Raw genomic sequence first — 19,217 nt, forward strand, 5'->3', positions numbered from 1 at the left:
AGAGCCATGAGCACGACACCTCCAAACCAGCCTCCCTATCCTCCCAGCGGCGATCCGAACGCGCCGTTCGATCCCACTAACGTTAACGACCCACGCTATGATCCCAGCCGTGATCCGCGTTATGATCCACGCTGGCAGAAGGCGCAGCAGCGGTTTTATCGCGATCAGCAGCGGGTGGCCGATCGCCAGGGCCGAGCGCAGCAGAAAGCAGCGGCAGCGGCGTGGAAAATGCAGGCCCGTGTGCAGCGCGATCAGATAAAGATGTACTGGCGCGGTCAGCGGCGGACTTCGCTGATCGGACCGATACTGCTGATTACGATTGGTGTGATCTTCTTCCTGATTCACTCGGACAAGATCTCTGCCGTTGGCTTTTTTAACTGGTACGCACACTGGTGGCCGTTGCTGTTCATCGCGGTAGGTGTGTTGCGGCTGGCGGAGTGGGCCATTGATCGTGCCATGGCTCCTGCGGATGCACCGCCGATGCGTTACAGCATTGGTGGCGGTGTGATTTTCGTACTGGTGGTGCTGGCCTGTGTTGGCCTGGCAACACACACGTTACAGTGGCGCGCAGATAACAACGGCATGCAGTTCTTTGGCTTCAAGGGCGAAGGGATGGAACACTTCTTCGGACAGAAGCACGAGGAAGATGCAGCGCCGATGCTGCGGACGATTCAGGCCGGTGGATCGCTGTCGATCGTGAATCCGCGCGGCGATATCTCCGTCGCGGGAACGAGCGATGACGGGCAGATCCATCTCTCGGTACACAAGTCGGTTTACACCAATTCGGATAACGCGGCGTCGGATCGGATGCGCGATCTTTCGCCAGTGTTTGAAGGTGCGGACGACAACCTGACTCTGCGCGTTCCAACGGTGCAAGGCGGTACGGCTGATGTGACTCTGCTGGTGCCTCCCGCAACGCATCTCCTGCTGAACAGCACCCGTGGCGATGTTCATGTGACGAACATGAAGGCTCCGCTGGTGGTGACATCCGACAACGGCGACGTAGAAGTGGCCGCTATTACGGGACCAGTGCAGGTGCATGGGAATAATCGGCATCACGACATCGGCATACGCAGCGTTGCAGGTGATACCACTGTCGATGGCACGGGCAATGAAGTGACGTTGACCGACATTACGGGTAGCGCCACGATTCATGGTGACTTCTTTGGTGGATCGAATGTACAGCGTGTGAGCGGACCTGTTACCTACAAGAGCAGCCGTACCGATCTGAGCTTCGCGCGGCTGTACGGCAGCTTCTCCATTGATCGCGATGAAATTGAGGCGGACCAGGTGGTTGGGCCTGCGCTGGTTCAGACACGCAGCCGCAATGTGACTCTGGACAAGGTGTCCGGCGAACTGAAGGTAGTAAACAACCACGGTGATGTGCGGGTGGATACAGCGTTGCCAGTTGGTTTGATCACCATCGATAACCAGAATGGCTCTGTGACGCTGACCCTGCCGGATAAGGGCAAGTTCAACCTCCAAGCAGAGACCAGCGATGGTGACGTGCACAGCGAATTCGGTTCCACGAATTCGCCGGGTAAAGGCATTCTGACGGGCAATGTGAATGGTGGTGGACCGCAGGTGAGAATCAACACCTCGCACGGTGACATCTCCGTGAGCCGCAACACGACAGGCGGACTGACACCTCCACCTGCGCCGCAGAAGCTGTCGGGTGTGCCGATTCCTCCGACACCCCCGGATGCCATCACCATCCCCATGCCGGACGTCAATGCGATCACCGCAAATGCGTTGAAGCAGGCGGAGGATGCGCTTGCGGCCAGCCAGAAGTCGCTGGAGGATGCAAAGGACCTGACGCGCGAGCAGCGAGACCAGGCGCGGCGGGAGATGGAGCAGGCCCGGGAAAAGATGAAGGAAGCGCGCGAAAAGCAGAAGCAGGCCGATCAATTGTCGCGCGATGCTGCTCGAAGAGCGAAAGAGCAGGCCGACCAGATGGCACGCGAGGCTCGAAAGCAAGCACCGTAAGACTGTTGCGAATACAAACACTGAGGCCGCTCCGGATGGGAGCGGCCTCAGTGTTTGTACTGCGAAATGGAAACTACTTTACTTCGTAACCGGCGAAGAAGTAGCCGATTTCGAAGGCTGCGGTGTCCTCGGCATCGGAGCCGTGGATCGCGTTCTCTTCGATGGATGCGGCGAACTGCTTGCGGATGGTGCCTTCCTCGGCGTTGGCCGGGTTGGTGGCGCCCATCAGCTTGCGCAGGTCAGCAATTGCGTTGTCCTTCTCCAGAACCATGGGAAAGATGGGGCCGGAGGACATGAACTTGGTCAGGTCCTTAAAGAACGGACGCTCGCTGTGAACGTGATAGAAGCCCTGCGCCTGCTCGTCGGTCAGCGACATCTTCTTGATGGAGACGATCTTGAAACCAGCCTCTTCAATTTTGGCGAGGATGGCGCCGGTGTGACCCTTGCGGACGGCGTCCGGCTTGACGATGGAAAACGTGCGCTGCGACATGGTGCTCCCTAGGTGAGTTTTGATCTCAACCCTACGATTGTACCGTTTTTCGCAGAATCAGGCCGCTCGGGGCGCTCGTTCGTCCTCTAAGGGGCGCAGTTGGGAGTCCACGGCCTCTGGGATGAAGACGGAAAATGTTGTGCCACCATGTCTTCCGCCGCCGGTACGGGAACGTACGGCGATACGGCCACCCATTCGATTGGCGAGCGTGCTGGAAATCCATAGGCCCAGGCCGGAACCCTTAGCGCCCTTGGTGGTGTAGAAGGGGTCGAAGATATGGGCGGAGGTATGGCGTGGCATGCCATGCCCGGTATCGGAGACGAGAATTCGAATGCCAGGTTGCCCCGTTCGTTGATCTCGAGCAGGAGTGGTTCGAAGTGTCAGCGTGCCTCCCTCACTGCCCATGGCATCGATCGCATTGCCCACCAGATTGTTGAGAATCTGGCGCACATCGCCTTCCGCGCAACGAAATATGGGCGAGGGGCGGTGTCTGCGGCGAATCTGGATCCGGCGGTGATGGAGCCGACCCTGATGCAGGGACAAAACGGAGTCAATCAGGGTTTCCGGAATGATTTCGGTAGGTGAGGTTCCAGCGCGCTGAAAACGCAGCGTCTGTGACACGATCTGCGAAACACGCGCGAGTTCCGTCTCTGCCGTGCGCAGGTATTCATTTGATTCTGCGGATATGGACGGGTCATTCCGCACGAGATAGAGCAGATTGGTCACCGCTTCGAGCGGGTTGTTGATCTCGTGGGAGATGGAAGCCGCCAGACGGCCTACTGCGGCCAGCTTCTCCGATTGCAGAAGACGGTCCTCTGCAGCGCGCTGTTGCGCACGAAGCTGTTGCGTGGCGGCTCGTTCGGTGGCCACGGCGATCTCGCGTTGGTGCAGTTCTTTTTCGCGGGCCAGGTCGCGTTCAATGCGGGCGGCGGCGTCGCGTTGGCGCAACACTTCCACTTGCTCGTGCTGAGCGTGTTCCAGACGCTCCTGCAAATGACGCAGCGAACTACCATCTTGAATTGTGATCACGGTGCCTTCGCCGTTGGACAAAGGCAGGGCAGAGCCGAATACTGGGACGGGATCGCCCGATTTGGTCCACAGGACTTCATTCGCGTTGCGAGTCTCTTGCGCTGCTGAGGCACAATTCAGGAACGAACGGGAGCCGGGTTCATAGACATTCCCGCCTGCGTGACCGCCGTGCAAGAGGGAATGCAGATTCGCTCCGACGAGTTCGGGAATTTCATAGCCGAACATCCTTGCCGCAGCGGGATTGACATGGGTACAGATGCCTTTTGCGTCCATCGCAAAGACGCCAACTGTCACCTGCTGGAGAAGATCATTCGCCGTGGCATGTGGAATTTCCTGCGCGTTCTGTCGTCGTTCCGGACTTTCCATGTTGCCTCTCCACAGCAACGAAGCTCCCTCAAGCCACCCTGCTACCAACATGGATGCAAAACAAAGCAGTGTCGTCTTTTACGCATTCAGCGGTTTTTTTGGGGTAACACGGTTCTTTGAGGCGCTGAAAGAAGGACCTGAAACGGCAACAGGGGACGCTGTGTGGCGTCCCCTGTTAGGCAGCTTTGGTTAAGTAATTTTATTTTCCGAGCACCCGCGCCATGGTTTCGCCGATGTCGGCAGGCGATTTCACAACGTGGATGCCGGCAGCAGACATGGCTTCCATCTTGCTTTCCGCCGTGCCTTCGCCACCTGAGATGATGGCTCCGGCGTGGCCCATGCGGCGTCCCGGAGGCGCCGTCTGGCCTGCGATGAAGCCGACAACCGGCTTTTTCACGTGTGCCTTGATGTATTCAGCGGCGATCTCTTCGTTGGTGCCACCGATTTCGCCGATCATGACGATCGCCTCGGTATCGGGGTCGTCATTGAGCATCTTGATGGCGTCAATGTGCTTGGTGCCGATGATGGGATCGCCACCAATGCCGATGGCCGTGGACTGGCCGATGCCGCGCTGCGTGAGCTGGTGGACGGCTTCGTAGGTCAGCGTGCCAGAGCGGGAGACGATGCCCACGTGGCCTTGCTTGTGAATGCGGCCGGGCATGATGCCGATCTTGGCCATGCCGGGCGAAATGACGCCGGGGCAGTTCGGCCCGATGAGGATGGACTTCGAATCCTTCACTACCGTCCATGCCTTCACCATGTCCAGCACCGGAATGCCTTCGGTGATGCAGACGACCAGCGGGATTTCTGCTGCAACGGCTTCCATGATGCCGTCTGCTGCGAACGGCGGCGGCACGAAGATCATGGTGGCGTTTGCACCGGTTGCCTTCACGGCTTCTTCCACGGTGTTGAAGACGGGCCAGCCCTCGTGCGTGGTGCCGCCCTTACCCGGGGTTACGCCGCCGACGACCTTGGTGCCGTATTCCTGGCAGCCCTTTGCGTGATACGTGCCTTCGCGGCCCGTGATGCCCTGCACAATGAGGCGAGTTTCGTTGTTTACCAGTACTGCCATTACTTGCCTCCCTTTGCAGCTTCTACTGCGAGCTTTGCGGCTTCTGCCATCGTTGCGCCAACGGCATACTTCAGGCCGGACTCAGCGAGGATCTTGCGGCCTTCTTCGACGTTGGTACCTTCGAGGCGAAGGATTAGCGGCAAAGTGACGTTCAGGTTCTTCGCCGCGGCGACGACTGCCGTTGCCAGCACGTCGACGCGGAGGATGCCGCCGAAGATGTTGATGAAGATCGCCTTCACGTTCGGGTCGGCGAGCAGGATGGCGAAAGCAGCTTCAATTTGCTGCTGGTTTGCGCCGCCGCCTACGTCGAGGAAGTTGGCAGGCGATCCACCGCTGTACTGGATGATGTCCATCGTCGCCATGGCGAGACCGGCGCCGTTCACCATGCAGGCAATGGAGCCGTCGAGACGGATGTAGTTCAACGAATCCTTGCTGGCTTCCACTTCGAGTGGATCTTCTTCGCTGATGTCGCGGAGTTCCTTCAAATCCTTGTGGCGGAACATCGCGTTGTCGTCGAAGTTGATCTTGCAGTCGAGCGCGAGCAGCTTGCCGTCCTTGGTGGTGACGAACGGGTTGATCTCAAGCAGCGAGCAGTCCGTTTCCACGTAGGCCTTGTACAGGCCCATCATGAAGCTGACGGCCTGGTTGATCTGCGGACCCTCTAGGCCAAGCTTGAATGCCAGGTTGCGTGCCTGCCAGGGCTGGAGGCCGAGCGCTGGTTCGATCGCTTCCTTGTAAATGGCATCGGGATTCTCGTGTGCGACTTCCTCAATCTCCATGCCGCCTTCGCGCGATGCCATGAAGGTGAGCTTGCCGTTGCCGCGATCCAGCGTTACGCCGAGATACAGTTCGCGGTCGATGGCTGAACCCTGTTCGATGAGCAGGCGCTGCACCTTCTGGCCCTGTGGGCCGGTCTGGTGCGTGATGAGTTGCATGCCGAGGATGGCCTTGGAAGCCTCGTTGGCTGCGTCGATGTTCTTGGTGACCTTCACGCCGCCGCCCTTACCGCGGCCACCTGCGTGAATCTGCGCCTTCACCACTACTACTGGATTTCCCGCGCCAAACAGCGTCTTCGCGGCGCGGTCGGCATCTTCCAGCGTGGTGACCATTTCGCCCTCGGGGACGGGGACGCCGTACTTCCGCAGGATCTCTTTCGCCTGGTACTCGTGAATCTTCATGAACTTTAAACAGCTCCGGCGCGGCGTTTTGTACAAGACAAAGCGCTCTTGGTTGCAACACGGCTCATGGTAGCGGAGCGCGATGAACCGCGTAAATGGTTACCGCACGCGTGTTCGGTTATCGTTCATATGCAGTGATCTGCGACGATGGGAAGGCATGGGCGCGAAGGAATTGCTGGCGGAAGTTGTGGATAGTGGGGATGCGCTGAGTTTTGACGAGGCGCAGGAGCTGATGACGTCGTTGTTGCAGGGCAGATTGAGCTCGGACGAGATGACTGCGCTGCTGACGTCGCTGCATGATCGTGGCGAGACTGCCGCGGAGCTTGCCGGATTCAGTGCGGCGATGCGTGCTGCGGCGGTGTTGCTGCCGTTGACTGAGGCCGAACGCGAGCGCGCCGTGGATACATGCGGCACGGGCGGCGATGGCTCGGGGACGTTCAATATCTCTACGGCGGTGGCGCTGGTGGCGGCAGCGGCGGGCGTGACTGTGGCAAAACATGGCAACCGGGCGATCACGTCGCGCAGTGGATCGGCGGATGTTCTGCATGCGCTGGGTGTGGAGACGGAGCACACGCCGGAGTCGGCAGCGGAGTCATTGCGCGCTAACGGTTTTGCATTTCTGCTGGCGCCGCGGATGCATCCGGCGATGAAGGCAGTGGCGCCCGTTCGGAAGTCGTTGCCGTTTCGCACGGTATTCAACCTGCTTGGACCGATGTCGAATCCCGCCGGAACGACACGGCAGGTGCTGGGTGTGTACTCGCCGGAGACAGTGGACATGGTGGCGGAGGCGATGGCCTTTAGCGGTCACATGGAGCATGCGCTGATTGTGCACGGAGACGGCGGCCTAGATGAGTTTTCGCTGAGCGGCGAGAGTGTTGTCGCAGAAGTGCGTGGAGACCAGATTCGTCGTTACACGGTGACGCCGGAAGATGCCGGACTGCAACGCTCGCAGGATGCTCTGTTGGGCGGCGACGCAATCGAGAATGCGGCCATCCTGAGCAGCATCTTTGCTGGTGAGACAGGGCCTAGGCGCGACATTGTGCTTCTGAATGCGGCGGCTGTGTTGCTGGTGGCGGGAGTCGTGAAGAATCTGGCGCAGGGCGTGCGTCGTGCTGCGAGCGTGATTGATTGTGGTGATGTGACGGCGCTTGTGACACGGTTGAACGGCCGCACGCAATAGCCTGCGCACCCTTGGGATGTTTGGCTCCATCTAACGAATCGAAGAGGAGACAGCACATGGATCTGGGACTCAAAGGAAAGCGCGCCCTGGTTACGGGATCGACTGCGGGCATTGGACTGGCGATCGCGAAGGGTCTTGTGGCGGAAGGCGCGACGGTCTGGATCAACGGTCGCACGCAGGAACGTGTTGACGCTGCTCTGAAACAAATTTCCGGTGATGTCCATGGCGTTGCCGCCGACCTGAGCACGGTGGAAGGTACCCCGAAACTGTTTGCCGAGTTGCCGCAGGTGGATGTGCTGGTGAACAACCTTGGCATCTTTGAGACGAAGCCGTTTCTTGAGATTGATGACGCAGAGTGGATGCGTTTTCTGGATACGAATGTACTCAGCGGCGTGCGTGTGACGCGGCAGTACTTACCTGGCATGCTGGAACGCAAGTGGGGACGCGTGTTGTTTGTCTCCAGCGAAAGTGGTGTGCAGATTCCTCCAGAAATGGTGCACTACGGCGTGACGAAAGCGGCGCAGATTGCGTTGGCGCGCGGCATTGCAGAGACGATTCCAGCGAGCGGCGTGACGGTGAACAGTCTGCTGCCCGGCCCCACGGAGAGTGAAGGCGTCACCGCAATGATGGAGAAGATTGCGAAGGAAAAGGGCATCACCGTAGAGCAGGTGGAAAAGCAATTCATCGCGACGGACCGTCCTTCGAGCCTGAATAAGCGATTGGCCAAGGTAGAGGAAGTGGCCGCTATGGCTGTCTACCTTTGCAGTGAGCAGGCAAGTGGAACCAATGGTTCGCCAGTACGCGTGGACGGCGGTGTGGTGAAGAGCGCCTGGTAGCTACGGCGTTGTGGCCACGGTAGTGGCCACTTCAGCCTGTTGTTTCACATGCTGCAATACGCGCATATGAATGCGATGAATAATGGCATCAGACCATGGTCGCCAGTATGCCTGCGGCCAGAAGTAGTCCTGGTACCAGGTAGTGCCTTCCAATAGCGTCTGGTTGGCTGACAGCGCGACCAGACGGAACTGTCCGTGGTGTGAACGAAGGTAATTGCGCTCAATGTGCGGCGTGTGCAGAGGCCCCGCACCAAGCGTGATTTCGGCCATCGCGGCGGGCTGCTCTGCCACGTCAAATGCAAGCAGGTGATTGCGGTCCCACACTGTGATGGGTTCCACAAAGTCGCCCGTGGAGAAGCGACAACGACGCACCGCACCTACGCCCGTGCCGGTGATCGTTGCTCCGGTGGGATACGCGATGCCAGTGCGAAAGACCCATTCGTTGGGCGCTGGCAGCGGAGGGAATGCGACGACGTTGTCCCACACGCGGTCAACGGGAGCATTCACCACAATACTCGTGGTCACGGGTCGGATCCCCGGCTGCGGGGCCACCCCATGTTCCATCAGCATGAGCATTGGAAGAATGCCGACGCACAAAGACAGACTTCCAGTATGAGGCAGTAGTTTCTCTGCGCTGCGCAGCAGGCAGGCTCGAGCCACCATGGCGCCACCGACGGCGAGTGGAACGGCAAGCGGTACTGCCATGATCAGGCAAATCACGCCCTCCAGGCGAAACTGCAGCAGGCACGCACCCACAACCAGCACAGCGGTTGAAGCAACTCCCGAGGTCAGCGTCGATGAACGGACCTTGCGCGCATTCAGGAACCAGGAAGTTACAAAGCCGATGGCGAATGGCACGCCCAGGAACAGCCCCCACGCATACTGCGCCAGAAAACGAGCGGAGAACCACACCAGCACAATCCCCAGGCCAACAGCCAGGGTGAATCCCATCACGGGAGCGTTGGGGCGATAGACGAAAGCTTCGTCCTCTTCCGAGTCGTCCTCGCGTTGCGTAGGCGATAGACAGAGCGTAAGGAATAGCAGGAAGTTGGCGACGGGGATGAAGAACAGCGCCAGCAGCGCGGACGGCAGACCGGCATCGCGAAGACGGCGCAACGTGAGCGAAACGCCCGCCCAGAAGAACGGAATCGCAATCGCCCATAGAAGGGCGAACAGCGCTGGATGCAGATGCATCATGCTGACGCTGTTTACGGTCGACGCTGGCATCACATATGCGGTTATGTGCCAAGGCACGCCGAAATCCGCGGCCACTGCGGAATCAATGCCGTACTTGACCATCACCAGAAGCACTGCAGCTACGGCAAATGGCCGCCGCGCAACGGTTCCTCGGAAGGAGAACAGGAATCGCAGCCATGTCGTCATGCACGCCATCATCGCATGGCAACTTCGGTGGTTACAGTTACTCTTCGTAGCCCTGCGCAAACTGCTGCGCTAGTCCTTAGGCACCGACCCAAAATGGATATTTTGCACCAGAAGAAGGGCGGTGCGGGTAGGGTTTCGTTCGCTATTCGCCACATGAGAGAATTGAAGTGATGATCTCTGTCTCGAATGTCACGATGCGGTACGGCTCGAAGATTCTCTTTGAGGACGTTTCCACGCAGTTTATTGCAGGCCGTCGTTACGGCCTGACCGGTCCCAATGGCGCGGGTAAGTCGACCTTCATGAAGGTCCTTACTGGCGAACTGGAAGCGCAGAAGGGCACCGTTGTGCGTCCGCGCAAGCTTGGCGTGCTGAAGCAGGACCAGTATGCGTTCGACGCGTATCGCGTGATCGATACCGTTATCATGGGCAATGCGCCGCTGTGGGCCGCGTTGGAAGAGCGCGAGATCCTGTACAACAAGGCCGAACTGACCGACGACGACGGCATCCGCCTGGGCGAGTTGGAAGGCGTTGTTGGCGATGAGAACGGCTATGAAGCGGAGGCCGATGCGGCCATCCTGCTGCAGGGCCTGGACATTCCCAATGAAGTGCATGAGCGCAAGATGAGCGAGCTGCAGGGCGGCCAGAAGGTCCGCGTGTTGCTGGCGCAGGCGCTGTTCGGCGAACCAGATGCGCTACTGCTGGACGAACCGACGAACTATCTCGATCTCGAGTCGATCCACTGGCTGCAGGACTTTCTGCTGGCGTATCGCGGAACACTCATTACGATCTCGCACGATCGCCACTTCTTGAACGCGGTCTGCACGCACACGGCAGACATCGATTACCAAACGATCATCACCTACACCGGTGGCTATGACGACATGGTGATGCAGAAGGTCAGCGTTCGCACTCGCATTGAATCGCAGAATGAAGAGCGCGAGAAGAAGATTGCGCAGTTGAACGACTTCATCGCGCGATTCAGCGCTGGTACTCGGTCGTCGCAGGTGAATTCGCGTAAGAAGGAAGTGGAGCGTCTTGCCACGACGGACCTGGCGCGCTCTAACATTCAACGCCCGTTCATCCGCTTTGACATGCTGCGCCCCAGCGGTAAGCATGTGCTGGAAGTGGAAGGCGTGACACACACCTATGACACGCCTGCTCCCGATGGCACGTCAGGACCAGTGTTCAAACCATTCACGTCGCAGTTGATGCGTGGTGAAAAGGTAATCCTGATGGGCCGTAACGGTACCGGCAAAACGACACTTTTGAAATCGTTGCTGAGCGGCATGCCTGATCTGCAGGACAATGATTTCCCGCGCACGCAGGGCGAAGTGAAGTGGGGCCATGAAGCGCAGATTGGTTACTTTGCTCAGGACCATAAGGCTGCCATTCAACACGGAACCACAGTGTCAGAGTGGTTGCACGGCTTCGATCCGAAGAAGTCCACGGAAGAGATTCGCGGCATCCTGGGACAGATGTTGTTCCGCGGTGAAGAAGGTTTGAAGAAGACCGACGCACTCTCCGGTGGAGAGGCTGCACGTCTGCTGTTCTGCAAACTGATGATGCAGAAGCCGAACATCCTGATCCTGGATGAACCGACGAACCATCTCGACCTGGAAAGCATCAATGCGCTGAACCAGTCGCTGCAAAAGTACGAAGGCACTGTCCTGCTCGTCACGCATGATCAGGATCTGATTGAGGAAGTGGGCACGCGTATCTGGCACTTCGAGCATGGCCAGATCACCGATCACAAGGGGCCCTACGAGGAATATCAGCAGCAGCTGGCATTGGACGCGAAGTAGTTCTTTCGCAGCAGGAATGAAGCGGCCACTTTTCAGTGGCCGCTTTCTTTTTGCACGTTGTTTTCTAGCCAGTTTTCTATCGATCACTTGCGGCTGCTACGAGTGCGTCCAACGCGGAAACTTGTGTGCCTGCGTTGAGTTCTGTGGGAGGTCCGTTCCAGGCAACGCCAAGCTGATCCTTTTCGTTGCGCGCATGCTCCCATATGCTGGTTGCGTTGGTGGCAAAGAAGGCACGATAGCGGGGTTCGTGTAGCTCGTGATCGAGAATGCGTAGGTTGCGCACAAAGATGCCCTTGAACTGGTTCGCATCGGCTCTGCACTTGGGCTCGCAGGTGTCATGCAGGATGCCGTTGTTGTCGGTGAGATGCGTGAGCCCGGCATCGGCCAGAGTCCGTGCTTCGGTAAGTGCTGTGGCATCGTGCGTGGCGCGTGAGTACTCCGCTAGTGCTCCGAGTACAACGCCCTGGTTATACGTCCACACGTTGCGTTTGTTGTTGCGGCATGCGCCTGTTGACTTGTTGATCTCAAGGCCATCGTTCACCAGATGGTCGTCGTTGATCATGCCAGAGGACTGGAACCACGCCCACTCCTTCTTTGCCCATGCGAGTGCATCTGCACGATCTGTATGCGTCCCGCGACGTGCAAGCGACGCGCTAACGTCAAAGAAGAGTTCGTTCGCGATGGCATTCTTGTAGTGTCGCTTCTTGCTCCACCAGATGCCGCCACCACAGGTGTCGTCCCATCCGCCCTGCATGTCGTGAAAGATGGACTGCGCCATGGCGAGGTACTGTGGCTTGGATGTGAGGTCATAGGCGTCGATCCACGCGAGCGCCCACCAACCTTCGTCGTCATAGAACTCGTTCAGGAAACCGGTATTGCCGCTCATCTTTGCCAGTTCGCCGGTCTGTTCCGACTTGGGCACAACGATCTGAGCCTGCGTGAAGGTGTTGCTTACGATTGCTTCGTTCGCGTGAGGCAGGCCCGCGTGCATCGCATCCACCAACATGGTGATGGCGTTGGCAGAGTTCCACCATCCGGTGGTCTGATACAACCCCGTGCGTTGCACGTACCAGCGCTGCAGCGCCGTGATGCCGGCTTCTACGCGACGGATCGCTTCTTTGTGCGGGACGGATGGTTGCTGTGCCGAGAGCGAAACCGCGATAAGAGCGAGAGCAGCGAGAAGGAAGCGTCGCAGAAACATGCTCACAGTTGTACCGGCTGTGCGATGGCTCTGTCTCGCTCCTATACTGGAACAAGGAGTGTCGCATGTCTTTTGTGGAACCCGTCAAGGCGGAATCGAAGAACGTATTGGGCCAGCCGATGCAGACATGTGGCTGCGATCCCATGACCGGCTTCTACCGGGACGGATGCTGCGACACCGGTCCGGACGATGTTGGTGTGCACACCGTGTGCTGCGTGGTCACTGAGGAGTTCCTTGCCGCGTCCCAGCGCCTGGGCAACGACCTGAGCACTCCGATGCCGCAGTTTGGCTTTCCGGGCTTGAAGCCGGGCGATCGCTGGTGTGTATGCGCCGCACGTTGGTTGCAGGTTTTTGAGGCGGGTGCGGCATGCCCTGTAGTGCTGGAAGCGACGCACGAAAATACGCTGCGGATAGTTCCGTTTGAACTACTTTTGCAGCACGCTGTTATTCCGGATAAGTTGCATTAGTCGCGACGGCTGAAACAGCCGTAAGCCTATGATTTTTAGGAAATTCGTACATTCTGCCATAGAAGTACGGGTTTTCCTGCGACAACCTGCGTCCGTTCACTTTCTTTTCATAATTCGTGCTTGACATAGGGTGTAAGCCTGCTCGACCGTAGAAATATCACCCTAATTTGCGCTTTCGACTTACTTGAACGGAAGAAAATACTCGATCGAAGCGCAAAAAATCGCCGATGTACGGCGAAAGTTTTTGAACCCGCAGCCGCCTGAAGTGCCGCGGAGATTTGCAAGAAAGTTTGCAGGAGTCGCCAGTTGAAGAACAACATGGGAACAACGAAGCTCTGGGCCACGGCGGTACTCGCCTGTAGCCTCAGCGCCGCAACCGCATTTGCGCAGACAGCCGGTGTGGGTAACATCTCCGGTACTGTGACGGATTCGACCGGTGCCATTGTGCCGAATGCAGCCGTCACTGTCATCAACACCGACACTGGTGTTCGCCGTGATATCACGACCAACAGCAAGGGCGACTACCTGGTGCAGTTTTTGCAGCCCGGTAAGTACGAGGTCATCGCGACCGGCGTCGGCTTTGGCAAGGTAGACCGCAAGGACCTGGTAGTAAACGTCGGCCAGACGCTGACGGTGGACGCGGCGCTTGCTGCAGCCGGTACTTCCACTGAAGTTCAGGTGACGAGCGAAATGCCGATTCTGGACACGGAAAAGACCGAAGTGTCGCAGGTGGTGGACCAGAACCTGATCGGCAACCTGCCGGTGAACAGCCGTAACTGGAGCTCGTTCGTTCTGTTGACACCGAACGTGACGCCAGACGGCGGCAGCGGTCTGGTCAGCTTCCACGGCATCAGCGGCCTGTACAACCAGAACTACGTTGACGGTGGAAACAACAACCAGATGCTGTTCAGCGAAGCGCGTGGTCGCGCTTCGGGTGCTCCGTATGTTTACTCGGTTGACTCCATCAAGGAATTCCAGGCGAACACGTCGAACTACTCGGTTGAGTTCGGTCAGGCTGCCGGCGGACAGGTGAACGCCATCACCAAGAACGGCACCAACCAGATCCACGGTGACCTGTTCTACTACCTGCGCTATCCGTCGCTGAATGCTCTTGATCCGCAGACTAAGTGGACCGCTCTGTACAACACGACGAACACTTCCGCGAAGTCGTTCCTGTTGACGCAGCCTGTACACCAGCAGCACCAGTTCGGTGGTTCGGTGGGTGGACCGATTATCAAGGATCGCCTGTTCTACTTCTTCACCTATGATGGCTTCCGCCGTGTAGGTAAAGCGCTGTACTACAACAACAACACCATCACGCTGACCCCGACCGGCACCACCTCGTCGACGAACATCATTTCGCCGACCCAGTGCTCGCCCTTCATTACGGCGGCACAGTGCACTGCGGCGATCAACTTCGTGAACACCAACGCGTTTGGCGCGCCGACACGTTTCCAGAAGCAGAACCTGTTCTTCCCGCGTATTGACTGGCATATCTCGAAGCACAACGATATGTTTGTCAACTTCAACTGGGCGAACTTTGATTCGACTTACGGTTATTCGACCGCGAACACGTTCAGCGGTTCGTCGCCTTCGACCAACGCACCGACCAGCTATCACGAGCGCTTCCTGGTTGCTGGCCTGACCACGCAGGTAAGCGATCGCAGCGTGAACCAGATTCACTTCCAGCTCGGTCGCGATCTTGAAACCGCAGGTGCGAATGCTCCTGCTCCTTCGGTTGCGATCGGTACCTTCACTTACGGCATGCCGAATGCGCTTCCCCGTACCGCTGAGCCGGACGAAAAGCGCATGCAGATCACGGATGTGTTCTCCACCACGCGCGGCCGTCACACCTTCAAGTTCGGTGGCGACTTCAACCTGGTTCACGAGGTCATGATTAACCTCTTCCAGGGTGGCGGTGTTTACGCTTATTCCGGTTCGACGAATGCGGCAAACTTCGCGAACTACACCTCGGACGTGTTCCACGGTGTGGCAGGCAACACGGATCCGTATGCTGGTTATCACTTCACCACGTTGGTGCAGACCACTGACATCGTGAACAACGCTGCAAACGCTGGTAAGGATGACTTTTATTTCAAGATGTTCGATGCGTTTGTGGAAGATCAGTGGAAGATCACACCGACCTTCTCGCTGAACGCAGGCGTTCGCTGGGATCTTCAGGTTACGCCTCCGCCGATCAAGAACAACCCGAACTACGGCGCGCTTTCCACGTACTACTCGTCGACGATTAAGAATGTGAACCGCTGGTCGCCGCGAGTGGGCTTTGCATGGAACCCGCATCCTGGCACTGTGGTCCGCGGTGGTTACGGTCTGTTCTCCGGTCTGAACCAGGGTTCGACGTACTACGCGATGCGCGTGGAAAACGGCGTGATCCAGGTGAACTACAACTACAACGGTTGCGCCTCTACCTGCACCACTTCATCCGCTGCGGCAACAGGCATTCAGTTCCCGAACCTGCCGTTCACGCCTCCGGGGCCGGATATCTCCGGTCAGCTTCGTCCGTCCGGTGCGCCAGCTCCTGTTGTGGGTGGTTCACAGACGCTCGGTTCGCAGAGCTTCCACGGTCTCGATCCGAACTTCGTTCCGCCGCTCGCGCATGAAGCCAGTCTCTCCGTTGAACAGCAGCTCCCCGCTCACATGAGCCTCTCCGTGGGCTACGTGGGAACGCGCGGTATGCGTTTGCCGGTGTTCCTTGACGCAAACCTCGTAGGACAGACGCCGCATGGTCTTCGTTCCTTCCAGGTGAAGGATGCCAGCAACTCCACGACGCAGGTTCTGACGGTTCCTTACTACCTGGTCTCGGATCGTATTGTTCCGACGCTCACCTCGTACAACACGGGCTTCAGCGTTGCCAATACCTGGTACAACGGCCTGGGCGTGACGCTTCGCCGTCCTTTCCAGAATGGACTTGAAGTCCTGATGAACTACACCTGGTCGCACGCTACGGATACGGGTCAGGTTCAGGGATCGAACGGAACGTTCTATGGTGGCGACACCCCGTTGGATCCGAACAACGTGCGTCTGGAAAACGGCAACTCGGATATCGATATCCGCAACCGCATGACGCTCAGCTTCACCTACCAGCCGCGCATCTTCATGAGCAATGTCTGGGTGAAGCAGATTGTGGATGGCTTCCAGTTCTCCGGTACCGATACCGCGTCGGGCGGGCAGCCGATCTTCCTGGGTATGAGCGGTACCATCACTGGCGGTTCGGGCGGCAACATCTACGGTGGAGCGATGAGCTCCAGCTCGGGTGCAGCTACGACCGGACGTCCGCCGCAGATTGGACGTAACTCGATCTACGGACCGGGATACAACAACTTCGACTTCCGCATTACCCGCGATATCCCGATCTTCGAGCGGATGAAGCTGCAGCTCTCGGCTGAAGCCTTCAACCTGCTCAACCACAAGATCGTTACGGGTGTGAACTCGACCTACTCGCAGTTCATGGCACAGGGAGCCACCCCCACCACTCCCCGTACGGGTGGAACGACCTTCACTTGCCCGACTGTCGCAGTACCGACCGGTTCGACCGCAGCGGGTTGCATTATCCCGTTCGTCGGCTCGAACGATCCGAACAACTTTGGCGCTCAGTCCAGCACGGGTAACACGTTGTATGGACCGCGCCAGATGCAGTTCATTGCGAAGTTCACCTTCTAACTCAAACTCAGCATTGCAATAGAAAGCCCCGGACTCGTCCGGGGCTTTCTATTGCAGGATCTGACGGCCGCCTATGGTTGTACTTACAGATATGTACAGCCAAAATCCACATTTCATAGCTTCGTTGTAAACCAAATCAGATCTTGAAAACTAATATCCGTATCTTCACCTTCGGGAGACACGAGCGCAGTCCATGTCGTATAAATAACGCACTCCCCTGTTGTACTTTGTTTTTCCTGCCTTAGGCCACATTGAGGAGCTGTGCTCGTTCTGTGTTTAGTTTCAGACGGATCACTTGGTGTTTTGGGATTTTAGCGGTCGTAGCAAGCATCGGTTGTATCGCATTTCTGATTCGCGGATTCTTCGAAAAGCCGCGGCTCATTCATGTCTATCCCTTTGCTGACGAAGTCGGTGTTGAGCCGAATACTGCCATCACACTTGCCTTTAGCAAAGAGATGTCCCCCATAACAATAAGTACCGCCACGGTCACGTTGCGTGATGAACATGGCGCTGCAATCTCGGGCTCAGTCAGTTACGACGACACCGCACATACAGCCGTGTTTCTTCCCGATACAGCGCTCCATGAAGGCACGACCTATCGAGCGACTCTTCATGATGGCCAACAGGGGATTGTAGACAAATATGGACATTCGCTCACACAGGAAGTTCAATGGAGTTTCACCACTGGCATCCAGGGTCCTGCATCACTTTCTCAGGGACCAGGCGGTCCTCTCCTGCTCATCACAAGCCAGTCAAACGGATTCAGTCAGTACTACGCTGAAATCCTTCGTAATGAAGGTCTGAATGAGTTTGATACTGCAGACATCGCGGAACTTTCAGGGTCCGATCTTGCGCGACATGACGTTGCGATCGTGGGCGAAATGCCGGTCGATGATGGTCATGCCAAATTGCTCGCCGATTGGGTGAGAGGTGGCGGAAATTTAATTCTGATGCGCCCGTCGAAAAACGTAGCGGGAGAGTTTGGGTACAAGACACAACCAGCAGGGCCAAACGAGCCACTTCAACACGGGGGCTATTTAAAGATCGATTCGAACAAGCCTACTGGAGCAGGACTGGTACGGCAGGCGATCCAGTTCCACGGCGATGCGGATCAACTTGTTGCCGACAATGCAGATGTCTTTGCCACCCTGTACAAAGACGCAAAAACCGCGACGCAATTCCCGGCAGTTAGCTCTGTTCAGTTTGGAACAGGTAAAACCGTCGTATTCAGCTACGACCTGGCGAAATCCATCGTCTACACACGGCAAGGCAATCCAGACTGGTCCGGTCATGAACGAGACGGCCTACTGCCTATCAGGTCAAGCGACCTGTTTTACGGAGCGAGTGAAAGAGATCCTCAGCCAGACTGGGTGGATCCGGAGAATATAGCCATCCCGCAAGCGGACATGCAGCAGAGGCTGCTGGCCAATCTGATCATTACGCTCAATGCGAACAAGAAACCTCTTCCGCGCTTTTGGTACTTGCCGCGGGGGCTTAAGGCAGTGGTCGTCATGACGGGAGACGATCATGGACACGGTGGGACCGCGGGGCGCTTTCGCGACTATCAGCGGAAGAGTGCAAAAGGCTGTTCGTTGGAGAACTGGGAGTGCATCCGAGCGACCTCACATATCTTTGTCGGTTCCATCTCTTCAGAGCAGGCCGCTGATTTGGTGAAGCAGGGTTTTGAGATTGGCCTGCATGTCTACACGGCATGTACGGACTGGCCAACAAAAGTCGTGCGCGGGGAAGACGGCGTTGAAAGACATCTGGTCGATCGCGATTTCGCGGATGCCTTGTATTCCCAGCAACTCGAAGGCTTTGCAATGAAGTACCCCGGGGTTCCTGCACCGGTCAGCAATCGAACGGACTGCATTACCTGGGGCGATTATGATACGCAGCCCCAGGTGGAACTGGACCATCACATCCGGCTCGACACTAACTACTACTATTGGCCCGCCAAGTGGGTAAAAGATAAACCGGGTTTGTTTACCGGTTCTGGATTACCCATGCGCTTCACGCGCCGCGACGGGAGGTTGATTGACGTGTATCAAGCCGCAACGCAAATGACGGATGAATCCGGCCAGACCTATCCGTTCACTGTCGATGCCCTACTCGACAATGCCTTGAGAAGCCCAGAATACTTCGGCGTATTTATGGCGAACATGCACAACGATGAGAGGAAATCGCCCAGTGCAGATGCCATCATCTCCTCGGCACAAAAACGCCATGTTCCGGTGATCAATGCGGAGCAGTTGCTGACATGGCTCGATGGCCGGAACGCGTCACAATTCCGCGATATGAAGTGGTCCAATAACCAACTCTCTTTTTCCATCTGTGCAGGTATCGGAGGGAATGGTCTCGAAGCAATGTTGCCAATTCATTCCGGCGCTGGAGATCTAGCGTCCATTACTATCGATGGGCAGAATGCCAGCTGGGAAAAGCGAACTGTCGCCGGCCTCTCGTATGCATTCGTTCGGGCGCAACCGGGAACATTCGTCGTCAGGTATCACTAACGCCGGTCAATGTCTCTTCCCATGATTCGCCGT

At 57.5% G+C, this 19,217-nt stretch carries 13 protein-coding genes; 7 read left to right on the forward strand and 6 right to left on the reverse strand.

Going from position 1 to position 19,217, the window contains the following annotated elements; all coding sequences use genetic code 11:
- Positions 1-6: 6 nt before the first annotated feature.
- Positions 7-1,986 carry a DUF4097 family beta strand repeat-containing protein gene (locus M504_RS19345; RefSeq protein ID WP_047497499.1) on the forward strand — a complete coding sequence of 660 codons (1,980 nt, stop codon included), beginning with the start codon at positions 7-9 and terminating at the stop codon, positions 1,984-1,986.
- A gap of 73 nt (positions 1,987-2,059) precedes the next feature.
- Here the strand turns inward: M504_RS19345 and ndk are convergent, their stop codons facing one another.
- The 4 genes from ndk to sucC all read right to left on the reverse strand — a co-directional run bounded on the left by ndk (position 2,060) and on the right by sucC (position 6,121).
- Positions 2,060-2,476, reverse strand: a complete 417-nt coding sequence (gene ndk / locus M504_RS19350) for a nucleoside-diphosphate kinase (protein ID WP_047497502.1) — start codon at positions 2,474-2,476, stop codon at positions 2,060-2,062.
- Positions 2,477-2,533: 57 nt separating this feature from the next.
- Complete coding sequence (locus tag M504_RS21580; RefSeq protein WP_052201086.1) at positions 2,534-3,871, reverse strand: nitrogen regulation protein NR(II); 1,338 nt, start codon at positions 3,869-3,871, stop codon at positions 2,534-2,536.
- A gap of 199 nt (positions 3,872-4,070) precedes the next feature.
- Positions 4,071-4,943, reverse strand: coding sequence for a succinate--CoA ligase subunit alpha (gene sucD, locus M504_RS19365; RefSeq protein WP_047497509.1), 873 nt, complete (start codon positions 4,941-4,943; stop codon positions 4,071-4,073).
- Positions 4,943-6,121: an ADP-forming succinate--CoA ligase subunit beta gene (gene sucC / locus M504_RS19370; RefSeq protein WP_047497512.1), complete on the reverse strand. Its 1,179-nt coding sequence runs from the start codon at positions 6,119-6,121 to the stop codon at positions 4,943-4,945. Before sucC ends, sucD begins: the two co-directional genes overlap by 1 nt.
- 82 nt (positions 6,122-6,203) lie before the next feature.
- On the opposite strand from sucC, the gene trpD reads away from it, so the two are divergent.
- Entirely contained in the window at positions 6,204-7,301 is a 1,098-nt protein-coding gene (gene trpD / locus M504_RS19375) for an anthranilate phosphoribosyltransferase (RefSeq protein ID WP_369792923.1), read from the forward strand.
- A 56-nt stretch (positions 7,302-7,357) separates the two neighbouring features.
- Positions 7,358-8,137: an SDR family NAD(P)-dependent oxidoreductase gene (locus M504_RS19380; protein ID WP_047497515.1), complete on the forward strand. Its 780-nt coding sequence runs from the start codon at positions 7,358-7,360 to the stop codon at positions 8,135-8,137.
- Here M504_RS19380 and M504_RS21585 read toward each other — a convergent pair whose 3' ends face one another.
- Positions 8,138-9,520 (reverse strand): DUF805 domain-containing protein, encoded by a 1,383-nt coding sequence (locus M504_RS21585; RefSeq protein WP_198137714.1) that lies wholly within the window; start codon positions 9,518-9,520, stop codon positions 8,138-8,140.
- A gap of 170 nt (positions 9,521-9,690) precedes the next feature.
- Between M504_RS21585 and M504_RS19390 the strand changes: the two genes are divergently transcribed.
- Entirely contained in the window at positions 9,691-11,322 is a 1,632-nt protein-coding gene (locus M504_RS19390; protein ID WP_047497518.1) for an ABC-F family ATP-binding cassette domain-containing protein, read from the forward strand.
- Positions 11,323-11,398: 76 nt separating this feature from the next.
- On the opposite strand, the gene M504_RS19395 is transcribed toward M504_RS19390, so the two are convergent.
- Complete coding sequence (locus tag M504_RS19395; RefSeq protein ID WP_084214580.1) at positions 11,399-12,523, reverse strand: glycoside hydrolase family 76 protein; 1,125 nt, start codon at positions 12,521-12,523, stop codon at positions 11,399-11,401.
- A 65-nt stretch (positions 12,524-12,588) separates the two neighbouring features.
- Between M504_RS19395 and M504_RS19400 the strand changes: the two genes are divergently transcribed.
- The 3 genes from M504_RS19400 to M504_RS19410 all read left to right on the forward strand — a co-directional run bounded on the left by M504_RS19400 (position 12,589) and on the right by M504_RS19410 (position 19,184).
- Positions 12,589-12,990, forward strand: a complete 402-nt coding sequence (locus M504_RS19400; protein ID WP_047497521.1) for a DUF2237 family protein — start codon at positions 12,589-12,591, stop codon at positions 12,988-12,990.
- Between the two features lie 318 nt (positions 12,991-13,308).
- Entirely contained in the window at positions 13,309-16,671 is a 3,363-nt protein-coding gene (locus M504_RS19405) for a TonB-dependent receptor (protein WP_232296379.1), read from the forward strand.
- A 272-nt stretch (positions 16,672-16,943) separates the two neighbouring features.
- On the forward strand, positions 16,944-19,184 hold the full coding sequence (locus M504_RS19410; protein WP_052201088.1) for an Ig-like domain-containing protein: 2,241 nt from the start codon (positions 16,944-16,946) through the stop codon (positions 19,182-19,184).
- The last annotated feature ends 33 nt before the right edge of the window (positions 19,185-19,217 follow it).

The sequence above is a fragment of the Terriglobus sp. TAA 43 genome, assembly GCF_000800015.1.
GTDB lineage: Bacteria > Acidobacteriota > Terriglobia > Terriglobales > Acidobacteriaceae > Terriglobus.

Bases quoted from the DNA above. Each gene is read 5' to 3' on its own strand.
- M504_RS19395 (WP_084214580.1), bottom strand. From the start codon at position 12,523: ATGTTTCTGCGACGCTTCCTTCTCGCTGCTCTCGCTCTTATCGCGGTT.
- M504_RS19405 (WP_232296379.1), top strand. From the start codon at position 13,309: ATGGGAACAACGAAGCTCTGGGCCACGGCGGTACTCGCCTGTAGCCTC.
- sucC (WP_047497512.1), bottom strand. From the start codon at position 6,121: ATGAAGATTCACGAGTACCAGGCGAAAGAGATCCTGCGGAAGTACGGC.
- M504_RS21585 (WP_198137714.1), bottom strand. From the start codon at position 9,520: ATGACGACATGGCTGCGATTCCTGTTCTCCTTCCGAGGAACCGTTGCG.
- M504_RS19380 (WP_047497515.1), top strand. From the start codon at position 7,358: ATGGATCTGGGACTCAAAGGAAAGCGCGCCCTGGTTACGGGATCGACT.
- M504_RS19345 (WP_047497499.1), top strand. From the start codon at position 7: ATGAGCACGACACCTCCAAACCAGCCTCCCTATCCTCCCAGCGGCGAT.
- M504_RS19390 (WP_047497518.1), top strand. From the start codon at position 9,691: ATGATCTCTGTCTCGAATGTCACGATGCGGTACGGCTCGAAGATTCTC.
- ndk (WP_047497502.1), bottom strand. From the start codon at position 2,476: ATGTCGCAGCGCACGTTTTCCATCGTCAAGCCGGACGCCGTCCGCAAG.
- sucD (WP_047497509.1), bottom strand. From the start codon at position 4,943: ATGGCAGTACTGGTAAACAACGAAACTCGCCTCATTGTGCAGGGCATC.
- M504_RS21580 (WP_052201086.1), bottom strand. From the start codon at position 3,871: ATGGAAAGTCCGGAACGACGACAGAACGCGCAGGAAATTCCACATGCC.
- trpD (WP_369792923.1), top strand. From the start codon at position 6,204: ATGAACCGCGTAAATGGTTACCGCACGCGTGTTCGGTTATCGTTCATA.
- M504_RS19400 (WP_047497521.1), top strand. From the start codon at position 12,589: ATGTCTTTTGTGGAACCCGTCAAGGCGGAATCGAAGAACGTATTGGGC.